Raw genomic sequence first — 20,122 nt, 5'->3', positions numbered from 1 at the left:
ACATAAAAGATGAATAAATTTCACGGAACAGGTGTAGCAGTGGTTACACCATTTAATGCAGACGGAACAGTAGATTATGACGGACTTAAAAGCCTCATCAATTACTTAGTCGAAGGAAAGGTAGAATACCTGGTATCCTTAGGTACCACAGGAGAAGCATCAACCCTGAATAAGAGTGAGAAGAAGAAGATCTGGGAATTTACTGCTGAAATAAACAATGGCCGTTTACCGCTTGTTGCAGGTATCGGCGGAAATGATACTGCAGAAGTTGCACAAAGTATAAAAGATTTTGAAGCGAATGGTTATGATGCAATTTTATCAGCCAGTCCATATTATAATAAGCCAAGCCAGGAAGGAATTTATCAGCATTATAAAGCAGTGGCAGAAGCGAGTGCTTTACCTGTTTTATTGTATAATGTACCTGGACGTACCGCAAGTAATGTAAGTCCTGAAACCACCTGTCGTCTGGCAAATGATTTTAAGAACATCATTGGAACAAAGGAAGCCTCCGGGAATTTCGATCAGTTTAACCAGATCATGAGAGATAAACCAGCTGATTTCATGCTGATCTCCGGAGATGACCCAGTAGCTTTACCTATGATTTCCCTGGGTGCTGTAGGTGTGATTTCTGTGATTGGAAACGCTTTACCGAAGCAATTGTCTGACATGATCAGACTGGCTTTAAAAGGTGATTTCAAGGCTGCGGCCCCATTGCACCTGAACCTGATTGAATTTACCAGACAGATGTTTGCCGAGGGGAATCCTGCAGGCGTTAAAGCTGCCCTGAAACAATTGGGTGTTTGTGATGACCATGTACGTTTACCATTGGTAAAAGTATCAGATGAATTACGTCAGGCCATCGTTGCAGAGACAAAAAGAATCACTGCTTAAAAAAGCTTCTCCATAAAAAAAGCGTCCCGGTTTCCTGGACGCTTTTTTTTTGAATCAAAAAGCTTATTTAGTGGCTTTGTTTTTGGTGTCCTGAACTTCCAAACGAATGGCTTGGGCCAGGTTTTTAAGGTCTTGCATACCTTTACGTACGCGGGTTCCTGCAGCACTATTGGCTTTGTTGTAGAATTTGTCTGCATCGGCTTCTAAAGCGGCAACAAGTTCTTTTGCTTCATTAAATTTTTTCATCGTTAATTTACTCCTTTTAGTTTTTAATGGTTTGATTGATACTCTATTACTAAAGTAAGATGTTTATTTTAATAAAAAAAGAGTTTGAGACAATAAATAGGGCTAAATGAGAACTATTTTCAGCCTTTTCTGAGCCGCTATACCGCCTTTATTTCGAAAAGGAAACAGATTTATCCTTTAAATAAAAAAGAGGCTGTTTAATTAAAAACAGCCTCTTTTCATCAATTGTCAGAATGGTTATGCCATGGAGAACTGATTCTCTTTGTAATAACCACTTTTAAGTTTTTCAGACACTTCACTAAAAGCATCTAAGGTGCGCTGTACATCTTCCAAAGTGTGTGCCGCGGTAGGAATCAACCTCAACTCGATTAATCCCTTAGGAATCACCGGATACACCACAATCGAACAGAAGATACCATAGTTCTCACGAAGGTCCATCGTTAGTGCCGTAGCTTCCAGCAATTCTCCCTTTAAGAATACAGGCGTTACCATTGTATTGGTTACCCCTAAATCGAATCCACGCTCCCTTAAACCTTTCTGAAGGGTAGTTGCGATATTCCATAAACGCTCCCTTAACTCAGGACTGTTTTTAAGCAGTTCCAGACGCTTCAGCAAACCAATTACCATCGGCATTGGCAAAGCCTTTGCAAAAGTCTGTGAACGCATGTTATAACGGAAGAAGTTAGTCAGCTCCTCAGTAGAAGCCACAAAGGCACCAATTCCGGCCATTGACTTCGCAAAAGTACCGAAGTAAACGTCTACACCATCAATACAATCCTGTGCTTCGTGTGTTCCCGCTCCTGTTGGGCCCATGGTACCGAAACCATGCGCATCATCAATCAGTAAACGGAAGTCAAAATCTTTCTTTAATTCAATCAGTTCTTTCAGTTTACCCTGTGCTCCGGACATACCGAAAACACCTTCAGTAATCAGAAGAATACCTCCACCGGTTTGCTCCACCAGTTTAGTGGCACGTTCCAGTTGCTTACGGGCACTTTCAATATCATTATGCTGATACACAAACCGTTTCCCCATGTGTAAACGTAAACCGTCGATGATACAGGCATGAGATTCCGCATCGTAAACGATCACATCATTTCTATCTACCAGACAGTCGATGATCGATACCATTCCCTGGTAACCGTAGTTCAACAAAAATGCATCAGGTTTTCCAACAAAAGCTGCCAGTTCCTGCTCCATTTGTTCATGGTATTTAGAGTTTCCTGACATCATCCTTGCGCCCATAGGATAGGCCATACCGAAATCCGTTGCCCCTTGCTGATCTGCTGCTCTAACTTCAGGATGGTTTGCTAAGCCTAAATAATTGTTTAAACTCCAAACTAAATGCTCTTTGCCACGAAAATTCATATGAGGCGCGATATCTCCTTCTAATTTAGGAAAAGAGAAATATCCATGTGACCATTTTTGGTGCTGACCAATTGGGCCCATGCGTTTTGCTACTTTATCAAAAATATCCAATGTGTATCTATTTAAATTATATGTCTTATTTTTTGCAAATTTAAGGTTATTATGCTTTAATAGCAATTATACCCGTTTATCGGCCTAATGAGCGATTATTATGCCAAAAAAGCCTTAGCAACGAAATTGCTAAGGCTTTTAAATATTCAGATGATCAGATTAATCAACGTTGTCGTGTAAGAAAGAGTTGTTAGGTCTGATCTCTGTAGATCCGTCCTCATCATTACTCAATGTAAATCTTGAAACCTGAGACTCAGAAGAATGTTGTACCTGTTGCAATTGCATTTGCTTGCGTTTGTAAGCCGGTTCATTCTCCAATTCCTGTAAACCGTTGCTGGTTCTCAGTTTCATACTTAAGTCTTTCAGTCTCAAAATCCTTTCTTTGGATTTTTTCAACTGATCTTCGATAGACTCATCGCTTTTATCATCATCAGCACCTGCCTCAATAACTTCTTCTTTCTGAGGTTCTACATCATTGTTAAACACAGACTCTGGTTTTTCAAAAACGAAGTCAGTCTCAGCAACTTTGATTTCAAACTCAAACGAAGGTTCCTGGCTTTCCGCAGCCGAAGCTTCTTCTTCTACCAGGGTATGTCTTACGATCCCGTTTTCAGGATCTTCCATTTTTCTTTTGTTGTTTCCGTAAAGGTCACCGAAAAGATCAGATTGTTTGATTTCTTCTTTTGCTTTCATCACCGGCTCATTAGAAAGTGATTCAGGTTTAGGGGCAATAAAAGAATTGACCGCTTCTATAGGTTTTACCAGGGGAGCCTCCTCAGGCGTCAGCAAAGAAATCTTTTTCACATTCTTTTTCTCTTCATCACGCTGCTCTGTAGTCTGGAATCCGGTAGCAATAATCGTCACCGACAATTTATCTTCCAGGTTCTCATCAATACAGTTACCCCAGATCAGGTCTGCAGAAAGTCCTGCTTTGTCCTGAATATAATCTGTAATGATCGTTACCTCGTCCATGGTTACTTCACGTAAACCTGAACTGATATTTAATAAAATATATCTGGCACCTTCAATCTCGTTGTCTTTCAGTAATGGAGAAGCCAAAGCGCCTTCCACGGCATTTAAAGCACGGTTCTCTCCATCGCAGGCAAAACTACCCATGATCGATACCCCACTGTCTTTCATCACCGTACGCACATCTTTAAAATCCACGTTGATGTATCCCGGTACAGTAATGATTTCTGCGATTCCTTTTGCAGCGGTAGTTAAGATATCGTCGGCCTGTGCGAAAGCGGAACCCAGGGTAAGGTTACCAAAGATCTCCCGTAACCTGTCGTTCGAAATCACAAGGTACGAATCCACATATTTCTTCAGCTCATCCAAACCATCATTGGCCTGCATCTTACGTCTCTTCCCTTCAAAGGCAAAAGGCGTAGTCACGATGGCTACGGTTAATATGTCTAATTCTTTGGCTGCTTTAGCAATGATCGGGCTTGCACCTGTTCCGGTACCACCACCCATTCCGGCTGTGATAAACAACATCTTTGTCGTGCTTCCCAGCATTTGTTTGATGTCATCTATATTTTCAATAGCAGAGTTTTTTCCAACCTCGGGGATTGAGCCTGCACCCATTCCTTCCGTAAGGCTTGCGCCCAATTGTACCTTATTGGGAATCGGACTAAACTCCAATGCCTGCGCATCTGTATTACAAATAATAAAGTCTACTCCTGTAATTCCCTGACGGTACATATGGTTTACCGCATTACCACCACCGCCACCAACACCAATTACCTTGATGATTGATGACTTATCTTTTAACATTTCGAACTGCATATCTTTATGAATCAGTTATTTAAAAATTCGTTTTTCCTGTTCATCTACCTATGTAATAATACACACTTTTTAACAGGCGTTTCCCACAAGTGTTTAAAATGTGGAAAAATCGTTTATTGTGGATAAATATTATGATTTAATATAATCTTCGTCACTTACGTTCATATCATCCTTGACAAAATCCTTTGCTTTAGCCAATAACTTGTCAAACAAGCCACCACCGGAGTTTTTGGTTTTATCTTTTCCATCCTTAGGTTTTTCCACATACACTCCGGGTTGTTTCATTTCTTCAATCAACTCTTCCGCTTTCTGGATCCCTTTGATCAGCAAGCCAACACTCGTGGCATACATCGGACTTTTCAGGTCGTCATAAATCGTCTTAGGCATGTCTTCATATTTCGACAAATGCTCATTTGGATAACCTACGCGGCAATCTAAACCAGTCACATATTCTACCAGTTGAGAAAGGTGTTTCAACAAGGCACCACCACCGGTAATGACCACACCACCGATTAGTTTTTTCTCATATCCTGAAGATTTGATCTCATAATAAACATGCTCAATGATTTCTTCCATACGGGCCTGGATCACATAAGCTAAGTTTTTCACGGAAATCTCTTTTGGTTCTCTTCCTCTTAGTCCGGGAACACAAATGATTTCATTTTCTTTATTTTCTTCAGCCAGGGCAGAACCGAAACGGGTCTTCAACAGTTCAGCCTGGTTTCTCATTACAGAACAACCTTCACGGATATCTTCCGTTACGCTATTACCCCCAAATGGGATGACAGCAGTATGGCGGATGATACCTTCATGAAAAATAGCAATATCAGTAGTACCACCACCGATATCCACTAAAGCGATACCTGCTTCCTTCTCTTCCTCGCTCAACACCGATTCAGAAGAAGCAAGAGGCTCCAAAATTAATTCCTGAGTTTGTAACCCGGCATTGGTTACGCACCTCATGATATTCTTGACAGCAGTAACCTGTCCTGAAATGATGTGAAAGTTCGCTTCTAAACGCACTCCTGCCATTCCGATAGGGTCTTTTACTCCGGGCTCATTATCGATCGTAAATTCCTGAGGCAAAACATGAATGATTTCTTCTCCCGGGGGCATTACCAGTTTGAACATATCATCAATCAATTTGTCTATATCTTTTTTACCGATTTCATTGTTCAGCTCTCTTCTGGTAAGGATTCCACGGTGCTGCAAACTCTTGATATGCTGACCAGCAATACCAACGTTTACCACGCGGATTTCCACATTCGATTGCCCACTGGCCACTTCCACAGCCTGTGCGATTCCCTGCACCGTTTTTTGGATGTTGGAAACTACCCCACGGGTAACCCCGGAAGACTCCGCTTTCCCTATGCCCAGTACTTCGATTTTTGAGTGCTGCGTGCGCCGGCCTACGATCACGCAGATCTTTGTAGTACCAATATCCAATCCTACTACGATTGGAGACTGCACGATAGATTTTTCTTTGCCCATAACTATATCGATTTGTTGAGTTTTATACTATTTGTTCTTCTTGGTATCTGTTTTACTATTGTCTTTTGCTGCCGGCTTCTTTGCAGCGGTTTTTACCGGTTTTGTTGTCGCCGGTTTAGCCGTCTTTTTTGCTACCGGTTTAGCCGGTGGCTTTACTGTTGCCTTCTTTACAGGCGGGGCTATCTTTTTCTTTACCGGTGTAGCTGCTGCAGGTTTCTTCGCCTTCGCAGTTGCAGGCTTTACCGTTGCTGGTTTTGCCATTGCCGGTTTTGTACTTACAACCGGCTTAACCGTTGTTGCCGGAACTGCTGCTGCGCCATCAGGCTGGTCAGGATCATCTCCGTCATTTTTCATTTCCATGGCAATTTGCTGCATCACCAGTTGATCAACCACCGCTTTGTTTGCTTTCACAGTATCCACAATTTTCGGTCGCTTTACCCCGTTAACAATTATAGAATCCGGTTTACTTTTCACACAAACTACCTGATTGGTATATTTGATATTGATCGTTTTATACGTATCCCAGCCTACCTTAGGCATGGCTTGTTTGTAAAAGGCAAGCAGGTTTCTCATCTTCACCTGTAAAGAATCTGCGGAGCCCAGAATAATGCGTTGATTGCCTACTCTTGGGATCAGCTCAATATCTTCTTTATCATTTACAAACAGCTGTTCGATCTGTGCATCCCACAAAGTATCCTTCTTGATAAACAATGCAGTCTCATACAAATCCCTGGCCAGTTTAGTGATCAGTGTATCCACTCTTCCGGTAAAATGTTCCATCAGGTTTCCATTCGCCACCAGCACATCGGCCGTGAAGTTTGGAGATACCGGCATTTTCAATCCATTCCGGTCTATGTAATAGTCCTGACCATTCGCATTGATCACCCTTAAAATGGGCTGACGCTGCTTAATTTCAATATGAATCACCCCATCCATGTCCGCATATACGGTTGCCATTGCGATGTAAGGATTCGATTTAATCTTCTTCTCTATGTCCTGAAGGTTAATCTGCTCCAGCTTACGACCAATTAAAGAACCCTGGCTCTGCTTTAGAACCGCATCGATCTCTTCTCTTTCAATAAAGTTATCCGCACCTGGAATTAATATTTTGACATTCGTAATGGTCACCGTATTTTTCTTGCTGCTTACGAAACTCATAAGCACCACCAGGCCGCTCAGACAAAATATCCAGGCAAACTTGTTAAATACCGATTTCCAGTTGATGTCTTTAAACATTAGTGAAATTAGCTTTAAGTGGTTGTATTAACGTATCTATATCCCCTGCACCCACTGTCAACAGCAATTCAGGGTTCTTATTTTTAATGTGCTCCGGCACCAGGCCTTTCGCAATGATCTCTTTATTTTTAAGGCTGATTTTGTTCAATAAAAAAGCAGCATCAATTCCTTCCAATGGCAATTCTCTTGCTGGATAGATTTCCAGTAAAACCAGTTCGTCCACCGTGCTGAGTACCTTGGCAAAATCGTCTGCAAAATCACGGGTCCTGCTAAACAGGTGTGGCTGGAAAATCACCGTTAACTTCTTCTCCGGATACAGTTGTCTGACTGCGTCAAAACAAGCCCTTAATTCTTCCGGATGATGGGCATAATCGTCAATATAAATATGACCATCTCCGTTAACAATATATTCAAACCTTCTTTTTACTCCTTTAAAATTGGCAATAGCGACCTTTATTTTGTCCGCATCAATGCCCAGCTTTAAGGCCACTGCAATGGCAGCAACTGCATTTTCTACATTATGTTTGCCAGGCAGCATCAGCTGAAAATCCTTTATCAGTGTATCTCCATCTGCATAATCAAAGACAAACTTCGAACCTTCCACACGGATGTTCTGCCCTTTGATCGAAGAAGCTGCACCTGCACTATAAGTGATTCCTTCCTTCAAAGGCAATCCGGCTTTCACAAACAAGGTTCCTTCCGGTTTCAATTGTCCGGCAAACAATCGGAATGACTCTTCCAGCTGCCCCGCATCACCGTAGATATCCAGGTGATCTGCATCCATTGAAGTAATCACAGAAAGATCAGGATGTAAGGTCAGAAATGACCGGTCATACTCATCTGCTTCCACCACAACCACATGGTTATCACCCAGTAAAAAGTTACTGTTATAATTAGTTGCTATACCTCCTAAAAAGGCAGTACAGCCAAAACCCGTATCCGTCAATACATGCGCAATGATGGAAGAGGTGGTCGTCTTTCCATGTGTTCCCGCAACGGCGATACAGAACTGACCTTTACTAATGATTCCCAACACTTCAGAACGCTTTTTCAATACAAAGGCACTCTCCCTGAAATGGTTCAGCAAAATGCTGTTTTTTGGAATCGCAGGCGTATACACGATCAGTGTATCCACATCAGGTCTGGCAAAATCAGCAGGCAATTCAGTCAGCTCATCCACATAAGAAACCGGAATTCCTTCTCCCTCCAGGGCAATCGTCAGATTCGTTCTTGTCTTGTCATAACCACATACCACACAACCGCGGTTTTTGAAGTAACGCGCAAGGGCACTCATTCCTATCCCACCAATTCCTACGAAATAAACCCGCTTAATTGTTTCTAACTCCATCATGACCTCCTTTCCTCGCTAAAATCATTACTTCTTCTGCAATTATGTTATCGGAATCAGGCAGAGCCATCTTCCCTATATTTTCGGAAAACATTTTACTGCGTTCCTTATCATTCAATAAACTCAAAGCCTCTTTTACCAGCGTATCCTCCGCAGAGCGGTCGGCGATTAACAATGCAGCATTATGTTTTACCAGCGCCATTGCATTTTTTGTCTGGTGATCTTCTGCCACATTTGGTGAAGGCACCAGGATCACCGGTTTTTTAATCAGGCAAAGCTCTGCAATTGTACCCGCTCCTGCCCTTGAAATGATCAGGTCTGCAGCAGCATAGGCCATGTCCATTTTATTCAGGAATTCCAGGATCCTGATGTTCGGATGGAAATCCAGCCCTACCCGTTCCACGATCCCTTTATAATAAAACTTACCCGTTTGCCAGATGACCTGTACATCAGCATCAATCAATTCCTGCAGGTGTTTTTCAATGCTTTTATTCAATGTTCCTGCACCCAGGCTACCCCCTGTTACCAGGATGGTTTTCTTTAAAGGATCCAGCTTCAGTAATTCTGCACCTGCATGGTGTTTTTGTGCGATATCCACCACATCTTTCCTCACCGGATTCCCTGTTTTAAGGATATTACCTGTTGGGAAAAACTGATCCATATCGTCAAAAGCCACACAAATTTTAGCGGCTTTTTTACCCAGCCATTTGTTGGTGATCCCCGCATAGGAGTTTTGCTCCTGAATCAGGTAGGGTACATTTTTCAATGATGCAGCAAACAGGATTGGTCCGGAAGCATAGCCACCCACACCAACCACTACATCCGGTTTAAAATCAGCAATTAACTGCAAGGCCTTGCGCATGCTTCCAAGCAATTTAAATGGCAAACTTAAATTTTTCGCAATAGAGCCTCTTTGTATACCGCTGATATTTAAACCTATGATCTTATATCCGGCAGCAGGAACTTTTTCCATTTCCATTCTGCCGGTAGCGCCGACAAATAAAATTTCGCAGCCCGGCTCCATGCGTTTTAAGGCATTCGCTATTGATATCGCCGGAAAGATATGTCCGCCGGTACCACCACCTGAAATAATTATTCTCGTTGCTCTCTTCATCTTATATTATGCCATTGCAGGTATTTCACCTACAACTACTTTTTTACTACCTTTTTCTTCTACATCCCTGCTCACACTCAGGATAATCCCGAAAGCGATACTGGTAAAAATCATTGACGTTCCTCCCATGCTCACCAATGGCAGCGGAACCCCTGTTACCGGACCCAATCCTACTGCTACGGCCATGTTAGCAAAAGCCTGGATCGTCAGACTAAAACTAAGGCCCGCAGCCAGCAAAGCCCCAAAGGCCTTAGGACTTTGGGTTACAATCCGGACACATCGGTAGAGCAGGACGAGGTACAAAACAATCACCGTCAATGCTCCTAACAAACCGTATTCCTCCACAATAATTGCGAAGATAAAATCCGAATATGGATGGGGTAAGAAATTCCTTTGCGTACTGTTCCCCGGTCCTTTTCCAAATACCCCACCTGTTGCCAGGGCTATTTTTGATTGATCTGCCTGATACGTTTTATCTGAGTTCTGCTTCTCCGGATGCAGGAATGCGTTTACCCTCGATTTATAAGTTCCGGACCTCGGCCCTAAAAATACAATGAGTAACAGCAATACTGCCCCGCCTGCACATACAATGGAGATCTGCTTGATGCTGATCCTGCCAATGATGAGCAAGAGTATGCTTACCCCAAACAGCATGATCGCAGTAGATAAGTTCGCCCATGCAATCAAAGCAAAAACCACACATACCGATCCCATAATTGGAATAAAGGCTTCTTTTACATCCTTAATGTTTTCCTGCTTCTTCGTCAGCATTCTTGCCAGGAAGGTAATCAGGGCCAGTTTTGCCAAATCGGAAGTCTGGAAAGTCAGTCCGATTACAGGAATTTTCACCCAACGGGAAGCCTCATTGATGCTCGCCCCGAATATTGCCGTATAAAACAGCAATGGGATCGTGATGATCATCAGGATTTTCGAAATCCCTGCGTAATATTTGTAATCCAATAAATGCGCGACATAGATCATCCCTACCCCTATAATCACAAAGATCAGGTGCTTGGTCAATAAAACTTTCTCTACTGTTTTACCCACTTTATAAGCATAGGTTCCCGTCGCACTATACACGGTAAGTATAGAGATCAGAGACAAAAGGATAATGATCAGCCATATCCAGCGATCTCCTTTTGTTTTGTCTAAAATCTTATTTATTGCGATCATAATCTATAATTCTTTCACCGCCATCTTAAATTGATTCCCACGGTCTTCATAATTCTTAAACAAGTCAAAACTGGCACAGGCAGGTGATAACAATACGGTATTTCCTTTTTTAGCCAGGTGGTAAGCCACCTGTACGGCTTCATTTGCAGAAAACGTATTTACAATCACCTCCACATCATCTTCAAAAGCTTCGTGAATTCTCTTATTGTCTTTTCCCAAACATACAATAGCCCTGACCTTCTGACGAACCAGGTCTTTCAGCATGTCGTAATCATTTCCTTTATCTACCCCACCCATGATCAGGATCACATCTGTATTTACGCTTTCCAGGGCATACCAGGTAGAGTTTACATTGGTAGCTTTAGAATCATTGATGTATTCTACACCAGAGATTCTGGCCACATGCTCCAGTCTGTGCTCGATATTCCTGAAGTCCCCCATGCTTTCACGAATGGTAGCATTTCTGATCTCTAATACTTTTGCCACTATGCCCGAAGCCATAGAGTTATAAATATTATGCTTGCCTTGTAACGCTAGTTCTATGATGGACATGGTTAATGGGTCTTTATGGTTTATATTGATATGCATGTTGTTACTTTCCAGGTATGCTCCTTCTTCGATTTGCTTTCGAATAGAAAAGGGGTACATTTTTGAATTAAACCTGATATGTTTCATTGCCTTTATCGTCTCTTCATCATCGGCACAATAGATGAAAGTGTCATTACTACCCTGGTTTTGGGCGATGCGCATTTTCGATGCTGCATAGTTCCCTAATTTATAATCGTACCGGTCCAGATGATCCGGGGTGATGTTCAACAAAACAGCAATATCTGCTCTGAAATCGTACATATCATCCAGCATAAAGCTCGAGATCTCCAATACATACCAGTCAAAATCAGCCGTAGCCACTAAAGCAGCAAAGCTATTTCCGATATTCCCTGCCAATCCCACATTCAAACCTGCTTTCTTCAGAATGTGGTAAGTCAGCATACTTGTTGTTGTCTTACCATTAGATCCCGTAATGCAGATCGTTTTGGCATTGGTATATCTCTTTGCAAACTCAATTTCAGAGATCACGGGAACCTGTTTCTTTTTCAGTGCCACAATGATCGGGGCCTTATCGGGAATTCCCGGGCTCTTGATCACTTCCAGCGCATTCAGAATCTCTTCTGTGGTATGTTGTTTCTCTTCAAAAGCGATATTCAGCTCTTCCAAACGCTCCTTATATTGAGGGGCAATGGCACCAAAATCAGACACAAACACATCAAAACCATGTTTCTGTGCCAGCATTGCTGCACCTACACCGCTTTCTCCGGCACCTAAAACAACTATCCTCTTATTCTCCATTATCGTAGTTTTAAAGTGATGATGGTAATAATTGCCAATAGGATTCCAATGATCCAGAAACGGGTAACGATCTTAGCTTCATGGTATCCTTTTTTCTGATAGTGGTGGTGTAAAGGCGACATCAGGAATACCCTTCTGCCTTCTCCAAAACGTTTTTTAGTATATTTAAAATAGCTCACCTGGATAATTACCGATAGGTTTTCTATCAGGAATACACCACATAAAACCGGGATCAACAACTCTTTACGGATCATGATCGCAAACGCAGCAATGATCCCTCCGATGGCAAGACTTCCGGTATCTCCCATAAACACCTGTGCAGGGTAGGAATTGTACCATAAGAAGCCCACACAAGCACCCACAAAGGCACCCGCAAAAATCATCAGCTCTCCCGAATTGGGGATATACATGATGTTCAGGTAATCGGCGATCACGGTATTACCCGATACATAAGCCAGTAAGCCCAGTGTAAGTCCGATAATGGCCGAGGTCCCCGTTGCCAGGCCATCTATCCCATCTGTAATATTTGCTCCATTGGAGACTGCGGTTACGATAATCACCACAAACAACAGGAATACAAATACCGCATATTTCTCATAGCCATCGCCCAGGAATTTCAGGACTTTAGCATAATCAAACTCATTGTTTTTATAGAAAGGCACATTCGTCAGGGTAGATTTCACATCCTGCGTATAGTAAAAGCTTTCTCCTTTTTGTCTCAACACCATTGGCGCAGTAGTTTTCGATATTCCCGACTCATCTACCGTTTGTCTCACCACAATGTTCGGGTTGAAATACATCGTCCATCCAATGATTAAAGCCAGACCAACCTGCCCTACAATTTTAAACCTTCCGGCTAAACCTTCTTTATTTTTCTTGAAGACCTTGATATAATCATCCACGAAACCGATGATCCCCATCCATATGGTGGTAATGATCATCAGGATTACATAAATATTCGAAAGGTTGGCCAGCAACAGTGTAGGCACCAGAATCCCCAACAGGATCATGATTCCACCCATTGTTGGTGTTCCCTGCTTTTGCATTTGTCCTTCCAGACCCAGGTTCCTTACCGTTTCACCCACCTGCATTTTTTGCAGGTAATCAATAATTCTACGGCCATACACCGTGGTAATGATCAGGGAAATAATCACTGCTAATGAAGTCCGGAAAGTGATGTATTGAAACAACCTCAATCCCGGGAAATCGTAATGCTGATTTAGATATTCATACAGATAGTACAACATTAGCTGATTAAGTTTAATTGTTCCGTTAATATTTCCTTATCATCAAAATGATACCTCACTCCATTGATCTCCTGATACTTCTCATGCCCTTTACCGGCAAGCAGGATGATATCTCCTGGTCTTGCTAAATGGCAAGCCGTTTTTATCGCCTCTCTTCTATCCACTATACTCAACGTCTTACGTTTGTTTGTTGGCGACACGCCCTTTTCCATTTCCTCTACAATCGTTTGTGGGTTCTCTGATCTCGGATTATCCGAAGTCAGGATCACCTTATCACTCCAGTCGCAGGCCACTTGTGCCATTACCGGGCGTTTTGTTTTATCTCTGTCACCACCACAACCGATGATGGTAATCACTTGTTCCGTTCCTTTTCTGATGTCATGAATCGTACTCAACACATTCTGAACTGCATCAGGCGTATGCGCATAATCCACTATCCCAATGATATTCTGACTGGAGGTGATGTAATCAAATCTTCCTTCCGCACCTGTCAGGTTGCTCAAGGCTGTCAATACCGTCAGTTTATCCTGATCCAGCAATACTGCTGTTCCATAAACTGCCAGCAGGTTATACGCATTGAAAGAACCTACCAGTTTAAAGAACACATCTGAATGGTCGATATCCAGGTGTAAACCATTGAAACTGTTCTCTACTACTTTCGCTTTAAAGTCTGCCAGCTGTTTCAAGGCATAAGTTTGTTTTGTTGCTTTTGTATTCTGCAACATCACCATCCCATTTCTATCGTCCAGATTGGTCAATGCAAAAGCACTTGCCGGAAGCGCATCAAAAAATGCTTTCTTCGCTTTAATATAATTGTCGAAAGTTTTGTGAAAGTCAAGGTGATCATGGGTAATGTTGGAGAACACCCCACCTCTGAAAGTCAGCCCTTCAATCCTGTGCTGAACCACTGCATGGGAACTTACCTCCATAAAGCAGTATTCACAACCTTCATCCACCATATTCTGCAACAGCTCATTTAAAGCAATTGGATTAGGTGTGGTATGTGTTGCAGGAATCACCGCATCATTGATGTGGTTCTGCACAGTGGAGATTAATCCCACATTAAAACCCAGCTCACGGAACAATTTAAATAATATTGTCGCGATGGTGGTCTTACCATTTGTCCCTGTAATCCCGATCAACTTCAATTTTGAAGATGGGTTCTGGTAAAAATTAGCTGCCATTGCCCCTAAGGCAACAGAAGTATTTTCTACCTGAATGTAAGTTACCTCTGCATGGGTAAGCTCAGGGATCTGCTCGCAAACCACCACTGAAGCACCTGCATTAATGGTATCTGCGATATATTTATGTCCATCGGACAAACTTCCTTTAATTGCAAAAAATACAGCGTCCTTAATGATTTGACGGGAATCAAAAGCAAGCGCAGTCACCTCCCTGTTGGTTACACCAACCAGGTTTGTTATTGCTATTCCATATAAAACATCTTGTAACTGCATACTATCTTAATTCTAATTGCACTGCTAATCCTTTACCTATTTTACTTCCGGAAGGGATCGACTGACTAAACACCTTTCCACTTCCGATCACTTTCGTTTTCAATCCTACATTCCCCAAAAGATACAATGCATCTTTTAAGCCCATTCCATTTACGTTTGGCATAATCCCTTTGATCGAATTATACTCTTCATACACCACTCCATTATTGGTATCAATGCTATTGAAGTAGGTAGATTTTGCTGCATATAATGATTTAATTCCTAAAGCATTGTACACCTTTTTAACTGCTTTGCTCTGACCAGCTTTGGCTTCCGGGTTTTTCGTATTCCCTACCAAATGGTCTTTTACATTGTTATACATCTGCATATCACTTGCGTAAATGCGGTCTGCAATCTCTTTAAATACCGGACCTGCCACTGTAGCGCCATAATATCCGTTCTTAGGGCCATTGATTGCCACCATGATCGAGTATTTAGGTTTATCTGCAGGGAAATAACCACAGAAAGAAGCCTGATAGCTTCTCTTTGCCTTATACCCTTTATTGCCATCTGCCACCTGTGCTGTTCCTGTTTTTCCAGCTACCCTGTAAAACGGAGAGCCCATTAGCTTACCTGTTCCTTTGGTTACTACAGACTCTAACATGGCCTGTAATTTTTTAATCGTTTTCTCTGAACAGATCCGGTCGCTAATTACCCTGGCGTTAAACTGCTCAATCGGGTTTCCCAGTCTCCTGATCTCTTTCACAAAGATTGGAGCAATGTATTTCCCATCATTTGCTACTGCATTATAAAAGGTCAGCATCTGAAGAGGCGTAATCTGCATTTCATAACCATAAGCCATTTGTGGCAGGGTCATGTTTTTATTCCAGCTCCTGTTGGAAGGATTTTTAATCACTGGTTTTGCTTCTCCGGGGATTTGTAAGATCGATTTCTCGTTCATATGGATATCATATAGATGATCCGTAAACTGCGAAGGGTTGTCCTTGTAATGGTTATTGACCAATTTCGCAATCGCTGTATTTGCCGATTGCTCAAAAGCCTTCATCACTGTTACTACCCCAATCCCACCATGTGAATCTTTGATCGTATGTCCGGGAATTCTGTAAAAACCATCTCCGGTATCTACCAAAGTATTCGTATCTACTTTTTTATCTTCTAAAAGCGCCATATACGAAGCCAGTTTAAACGTAGATCCGGGATCCTGGCTACCACCGATAGCATAGTTAAACTTCTCTTCGTAAACTCCTTTAGACACTCTGGTATAATTAGCTACCGCACGCACTTCACCCGTATTTACTTCCATCAGAATCACCGTACCATGATCTGCATCACTTACGATCAATTGTCTTTCCAGGGCAGTCTGCGCAAGATCCTGCATATTGATATCGATGGTGGAGATAATGTCAGCACCTTCTTTAGGGGCAACTTCTGCTTCATCGTTTACCGGCATCCAAACTCCACCTGCAATCCTTTGAACCAATCTTTTACCACTTTCACCGTTGATATAGTTTCCGTAAGCACCTTCCAGTCCTACCCCATTGGCAACGTTCTCGTTTTTATACCCGATTGTTCTGGAAGCCAGAAATTTGAAAGGCTTGATTCTTTTGTTCTGTTGAACAGCAATCAGACCACCTGAATATTTTCCAATGTTATACAAAGGGAATGTTCTGATCGTTTTCAGTTCCTGATAACCGATCTTACGTTTGATCAGCAGGTAACGGGCACTGTCCTGTCTTGCCGAACGCAGGTAACGCGAATATTCTTTAGGCGTTTTATCTTTAAAGAACTGAGACAACCTGAGCGCTAAAGAATCTACTTTTCCATAGAACACTTTATCATCATCGATTCCACCGGCAAACAAATCCATCCTCAGTTCATACTCAGGAATAGAGGTTGCCAGCAGACTTCCGTCTGATGAATAGATATTTCCACGTGCAGCTTCCACATTGATATACTTAGTAGAGAGGCTATCGGCCATGGCACGCCATTTATGCCCCTCTACAAATTGTACATCGCATAGTCTGACCAATACTGCCACGGCAAGCAGTACAATCAGTCCGAAAGACAGATAAACACGCAATAATATGTTTGCTCTAATGTTCATTCGTATTTATTACAATTTTTTTAGGAGGTTCGGTTAATTCCTTAATCCCCAATGTATCTACCTTTTTAGCAACTTCAGTTAATTTGCTTTTAAACATTAAGTCTGCTTTCAGCGACTTATATTCCCAGCTTAACTCCTTTACTTCTTTATTTAATTTATCAATACTTCTAATGTTCTTTACCGCCATATGGCTGTTTGCAATGTACAGCATACACAAAACAGACAAAAACAGCAAAAACGGTAACATGTCTGTTGCCGCTTCCTTAGTTACTACACCCTCGGTAAATAACTTTTTAAAGAACGCTTTTTCACCTTCAGGCTCCCTTTCTTTCCTCCGTGGTTTCTTGATCTGAATTTCTTCAGGTTCCAAATCCTCCTCTTCTATATGATGCCTGAACTCGTTATTCATAGCTTTTCTCCAATCCGGAGTTTGGCACTCCTTGCCCTGCTATTGCGTTCCAGCTCTTCAGCATCCGCAATCACTGCTTTTCTGGTGATGATTTTAAAGGGTTTTTGTTCGTTCCCATAAAAATCTTTTTCTACCTCACCTTTAAATTTCCCCTTTGCTATAAAATTTTTAACCGGTCTGTCTTCCAGAGAATGGTAAGACATCACCACCAAACGGCCTCCTGTTTTCAACACATCAGCAGTTTGCATTAAAAAATTCTCCAGCACTTCTATTTCTGCGTTGACCTCAATGCGTAAAGCCTGAAACACCTGAGCCATATACTTATGCTCTTTTCCTTTCGGAATATGCGCACCTGCAGCTCTTTTAAAATCAGCAAGTGTTTTAATCGGTTGTTCCACACGGCCGGTAACGATGGCACGGGCCAGTGATTTAGCATTTTTCACTTCACCATAGATTCCGAAAATTTTATGAAGTTTATCTTCTGTATAGGTATTCAAAACCTCAGCAGCTGTTAAAGCGCCTTGTTTGTCCATACGCATATCCAGGTCAGATTCAAACCTGGTAGAAAAACCTCTTTCCGGCACATCAAACTGATGAGAAGAAACGCCAAGGTCGGCCAGAATTCCATCTACGGCTTTATAACCCAGCAAGCGCAGGTTATTTTTGATGAAGGCAAAATTCTGGTCTACAAAAATAAAACGTGGGTCATCAATCTTATTCCTTTGGGCATCAGGATCCTGATCGAAGGCGATCAACACTCCGTCTTTACCTAAATGCTTCAGGATTTCTCTTGAATGTCCGCCACCACCAAAGGTCACGTCCACATATACACCATCAGGCTTGATACTCAAACCATCGATACATTCTTTCAACATTACGGGGATGTGGTAATTATTCTCCATCATTCCTCCTGTTCTTATTGCCCATTACTTCTTCTGCAAGCATTGCAAAGTTTTCAGGCTCTTTATCAAACAAAGCATCATACGCTTTTTTGGACCAGATTTCGATCTTGTCAAACTGACAGGCCAATACCAGTTCAGCACTGATCTCAATGCCTACAGATTCCAATAAAGACTTAGGTAAATTCACCCTTCCGGTCGCATCCAGAGTCAATTCCGTCGCGCCGCGGGTAAAATATCGAATAAATTCTCTGTTTTTTTGTTCGTACGGATTCAACTTACTTAACTCTTCCACGATTCCCTCCCATACTTTTTTCGGATAGATCACCAGGTGCTTTTCAAAGCCTCTGTTAATCACAAGTCCCTCTTGCTCAACGTTGGGCAATTGTTTTTTCAGAGACGAAGGAACCATCAAGCGGCCTTTCGCATCCAATTTACAATCAAATTCTCCTAACAGTTGAACCATTTTTATATGTGCACTTTTTATGTAGGGTAAAAATAGATATTTCTACCACTTTTTACCACATTCTACCACAAAAAATTATCAACATATTTCGTACCAAGATTTTTGCCCCTTTAAAGTGCTAAAAAGGCCTAAATCAAGGTGGTAAAAAAAACAGGCGTTTCGTCAAAAACGAAACGCCTGTCCTAAATTTAGTCACAAATGTTACACATTGATGGCTTTTACTCCCGGCAATTCTTTGCCTTCCATATATTCTAACAATGCACCACCACCGGTAGATACATAACTTACTTTATCTTCTAAATTAAACTTGGCAATTGCCGCAGCAGAATCACCGCCACCGATTAATGAAAAAGCGCTATTATCCTGAGTAGCAGCAACAACCGCATCCGCAACAGCACGGGTACCATGCTCAAAATTAGCCATTTCAAAAACACCCATCGGACCATTCCAAAGTAAGGTTTTTGACTCTTTAATCACTTTAGAAAATAGCTCAACAGTTTTCGGACCGATGTCCAGTCCCATCCAGTCTGCAGGGATATGACCAGTATCTACATCCTTTTTCTCTGCATCATTTGCAAATTTATCAGCGATGGTGGTATCAAGTGGGAGATATAAATTTACCCCTTTGGCTTTTGCTTTTTCCAGCAACTCCAGACAAAGTGCCATTCTGTCTTCTTCCAATAATGAAGTACCGATTTCACCACCTTGAGCTTTTGCAAACGTATAAGCCATTCCACCACCAATGATCAGGTTATCTACTTTGTCCAATAAGCTCTCGATCAATAAAATTTTATCAGAAACCTTGGCACCACCCATAATTGCGGTGAAAGGCTTCACTGCACCATGGTTTACTTTTTCTGCATTTTTCAATTCTTCGGCCATCAGATAACCGAAGTATTTATCGTTAGGGAAAAATTCAGCAATAATTGAAGTAGAGGCATGTGCACGGTGTGCAGTACCAAAAGCATCATTCACATATACATTTCCAAGCTTAGACAGCTTTTCTGCGAAATCACGGTCTCCTTTTTCTTCTTCTTTATAGAAACGCAGATTCTCCAATAACAATACTTGGCCCGGCTCCAGGTTTCTGGCTTTATCTACAGCCGATGTACCGATACAATCGTCAGCAAACTTCACTTCTAAATCCAACATTCTGGAAAGGTCACCTAAGATGTGTTTCAAAGAATATTTATCTTCAGGCCCGCCTTTCGGACGGCCCAGGTGAGACATCAGAATCACTGAACCACCGTCATTCAATATTTTAGTAATGGTAGGTAATGCAGCACGCATTCTTTTATCATCGGTAATGTTAAATTCCGCATCCAGAGGGACATTAAAATCTACTCTGATTAAGGCTTTCTTATCTTTGAAATTACACTGGTCTATTGTCTTCATTATGTTATTGTTTAGAATTATTGGTTTAACGG

17 protein-coding genes are annotated in these 20,122 nt (G+C 41.9%); 1 reads left to right on the top strand and 16 read right to left on the bottom strand.

Going from position 1 to position 20,122, the window contains the following annotated elements; all coding sequences use genetic code 11:
- Positions 1-9 precede the first annotated feature (9 nt).
- Positions 10-891 (top strand): 4-hydroxy-tetrahydrodipicolinate synthase, encoded by an 882-nt coding sequence (gene dapA / locus BUC20_RS09055; RefSeq protein WP_073230157.1) that lies wholly within the window; start codon positions 10-12, stop codon positions 889-891.
- 63 nt (positions 892-954) lie between these two features.
- Here the strand turns inward: dapA and BUC20_RS09050 are convergent, their stop codons facing one another.
- The 16 genes from BUC20_RS09050 to BUC20_RS08975 form a co-directional block, all read right to left on the bottom strand.
- A complete protein-coding gene (locus tag BUC20_RS09050; protein WP_073230155.1) occupies positions 955-1,137 on the bottom strand; it encodes a histone H1 in 183 nt (60 codons plus the stop codon).
- Positions 1,138-1,374: 237 nt separating this feature from the next.
- Positions 1,375-2,616, bottom strand: a complete 1,242-nt coding sequence (locus BUC20_RS09045) for an aminotransferase class I/II-fold pyridoxal phosphate-dependent enzyme (protein WP_073230153.1) — start codon at positions 2,614-2,616, stop codon at positions 1,375-1,377.
- A 159-nt stretch (positions 2,617-2,775) separates the two neighbouring features.
- Entirely contained in the window at positions 2,776-4,404 is a 1,629-nt protein-coding gene (gene ftsZ / locus BUC20_RS09040) for a cell division protein FtsZ (protein ID WP_073230152.1), read from the bottom strand.
- Between the two features lie 129 nt (positions 4,405-4,533).
- The gene (ftsA, locus tag BUC20_RS09035) at positions 4,534-5,895 is read right to left on the bottom strand and encodes a cell division protein FtsA (protein WP_073230150.1); all 1,362 of its coding nucleotides are present in this window, start codon (positions 5,893-5,895) and stop codon (positions 4,534-4,536) included.
- Positions 5,896-5,922: 27 nt separating this feature from the next.
- Positions 5,923-7,131, bottom strand: a complete 1,209-nt coding sequence (locus tag BUC20_RS09030; RefSeq protein ID WP_234994485.1) for a cell division protein FtsQ/DivIB — start codon at positions 7,129-7,131, stop codon at positions 5,923-5,925.
- Entirely contained in the window at positions 7,124-8,479 is a 1,356-nt protein-coding gene (gene murC, locus BUC20_RS09025; protein ID WP_073231745.1) for a UDP-N-acetylmuramate--L-alanine ligase, read from the bottom strand. Before murC ends, BUC20_RS09030 begins: the two co-directional genes overlap by 8 nt.
- The gene (murG, locus tag BUC20_RS09020) at positions 8,460-9,593 is read right to left on the bottom strand and encodes an undecaprenyldiphospho-muramoylpentapeptide beta-N-acetylglucosaminyltransferase (protein ID WP_073230148.1); all 1,134 of its coding nucleotides are present in this window, start codon (positions 9,591-9,593) and stop codon (positions 8,460-8,462) included. The genes murC and murG overlap by 20 nt, the downstream gene beginning before the upstream one ends.
- Before the next feature lie 6 nt (positions 9,594-9,599).
- Entirely contained in the window at positions 9,600-10,766 is a 1,167-nt protein-coding gene (locus tag BUC20_RS09015; RefSeq protein ID WP_200800916.1) for an FtsW/RodA/SpoVE family cell cycle protein, read from the bottom strand.
- A gap of 3 nt (positions 10,767-10,769) precedes the next feature.
- Positions 10,770-12,113 (bottom strand): UDP-N-acetylmuramoyl-L-alanine--D-glutamate ligase, encoded by a 1,344-nt coding sequence (gene murD, locus BUC20_RS09010; RefSeq protein ID WP_073230146.1) that lies wholly within the window; start codon positions 12,111-12,113, stop codon positions 10,770-10,772.
- Positions 12,113-13,360: a phospho-N-acetylmuramoyl-pentapeptide-transferase gene (gene mraY, locus BUC20_RS09005; RefSeq protein ID WP_073230144.1), complete on the bottom strand. Its 1,248-nt coding sequence runs from the start codon at positions 13,358-13,360 to the stop codon at positions 12,113-12,115. The genes murD and mraY overlap by 1 nt, the downstream gene beginning before the upstream one ends.
- Positions 13,360-14,817, bottom strand: a complete 1,458-nt coding sequence (locus BUC20_RS09000) for a UDP-N-acetylmuramoyl-L-alanyl-D-glutamate--2,6-diaminopimelate ligase (protein ID WP_073230142.1) — start codon at positions 14,815-14,817, stop codon at positions 13,360-13,362. The genes mraY and BUC20_RS09000 overlap by 1 nt, the downstream gene beginning before the upstream one ends.
- Position 14,818: 1 nt before the next feature.
- Complete coding sequence (locus BUC20_RS08995) at positions 14,819-16,921, bottom strand: penicillin-binding protein (protein WP_073230140.1); 2,103 nt, start codon at positions 16,919-16,921, stop codon at positions 14,819-14,821.
- Entirely contained in the window at positions 16,911-17,330 is a 420-nt protein-coding gene (locus tag BUC20_RS08990) for an FtsL-like putative cell division protein (protein WP_073230138.1), read from the bottom strand. Before BUC20_RS08990 ends, BUC20_RS08995 begins: the two co-directional genes overlap by 11 nt.
- Positions 17,327-18,232 carry a 16S rRNA (cytosine(1402)-N(4))-methyltransferase RsmH gene (gene rsmH, locus BUC20_RS08985; protein ID WP_073231743.1) on the bottom strand — a complete coding sequence of 302 codons (906 nt, stop codon included), beginning with the start codon at positions 18,230-18,232 and terminating at the stop codon, positions 17,327-17,329. Before rsmH ends, BUC20_RS08990 begins: the two co-directional genes overlap by 4 nt.
- Entirely contained in the window at positions 18,222-18,695 is a 474-nt protein-coding gene (gene mraZ / locus BUC20_RS08980) for a division/cell wall cluster transcriptional repressor MraZ (protein ID WP_069379157.1), read from the bottom strand. The genes rsmH and mraZ overlap by 11 nt, the downstream gene beginning before the upstream one ends.
- Before the next feature lie 201 nt (positions 18,696-18,896).
- Positions 18,897-20,090, bottom strand: coding sequence for a phosphoglycerate kinase (locus BUC20_RS08975; protein ID WP_073231742.1), 1,194 nt, complete (start codon positions 20,088-20,090; stop codon positions 18,897-18,899).
- Positions 20,091-20,122: the final 32 nt, after the last annotated feature.

Source organism: Pedobacter caeni (assembly GCF_900129215.1).
Lineage (GTDB): Bacteria > Bacteroidota > Bacteroidia > Sphingobacteriales > Sphingobacteriaceae > Pedobacter > Pedobacter caeni.
The sequence above is the reverse complement of the archived record's forward strand: the minus strand, read 5'-3'. Positions and strand labels throughout refer to the sequence as shown.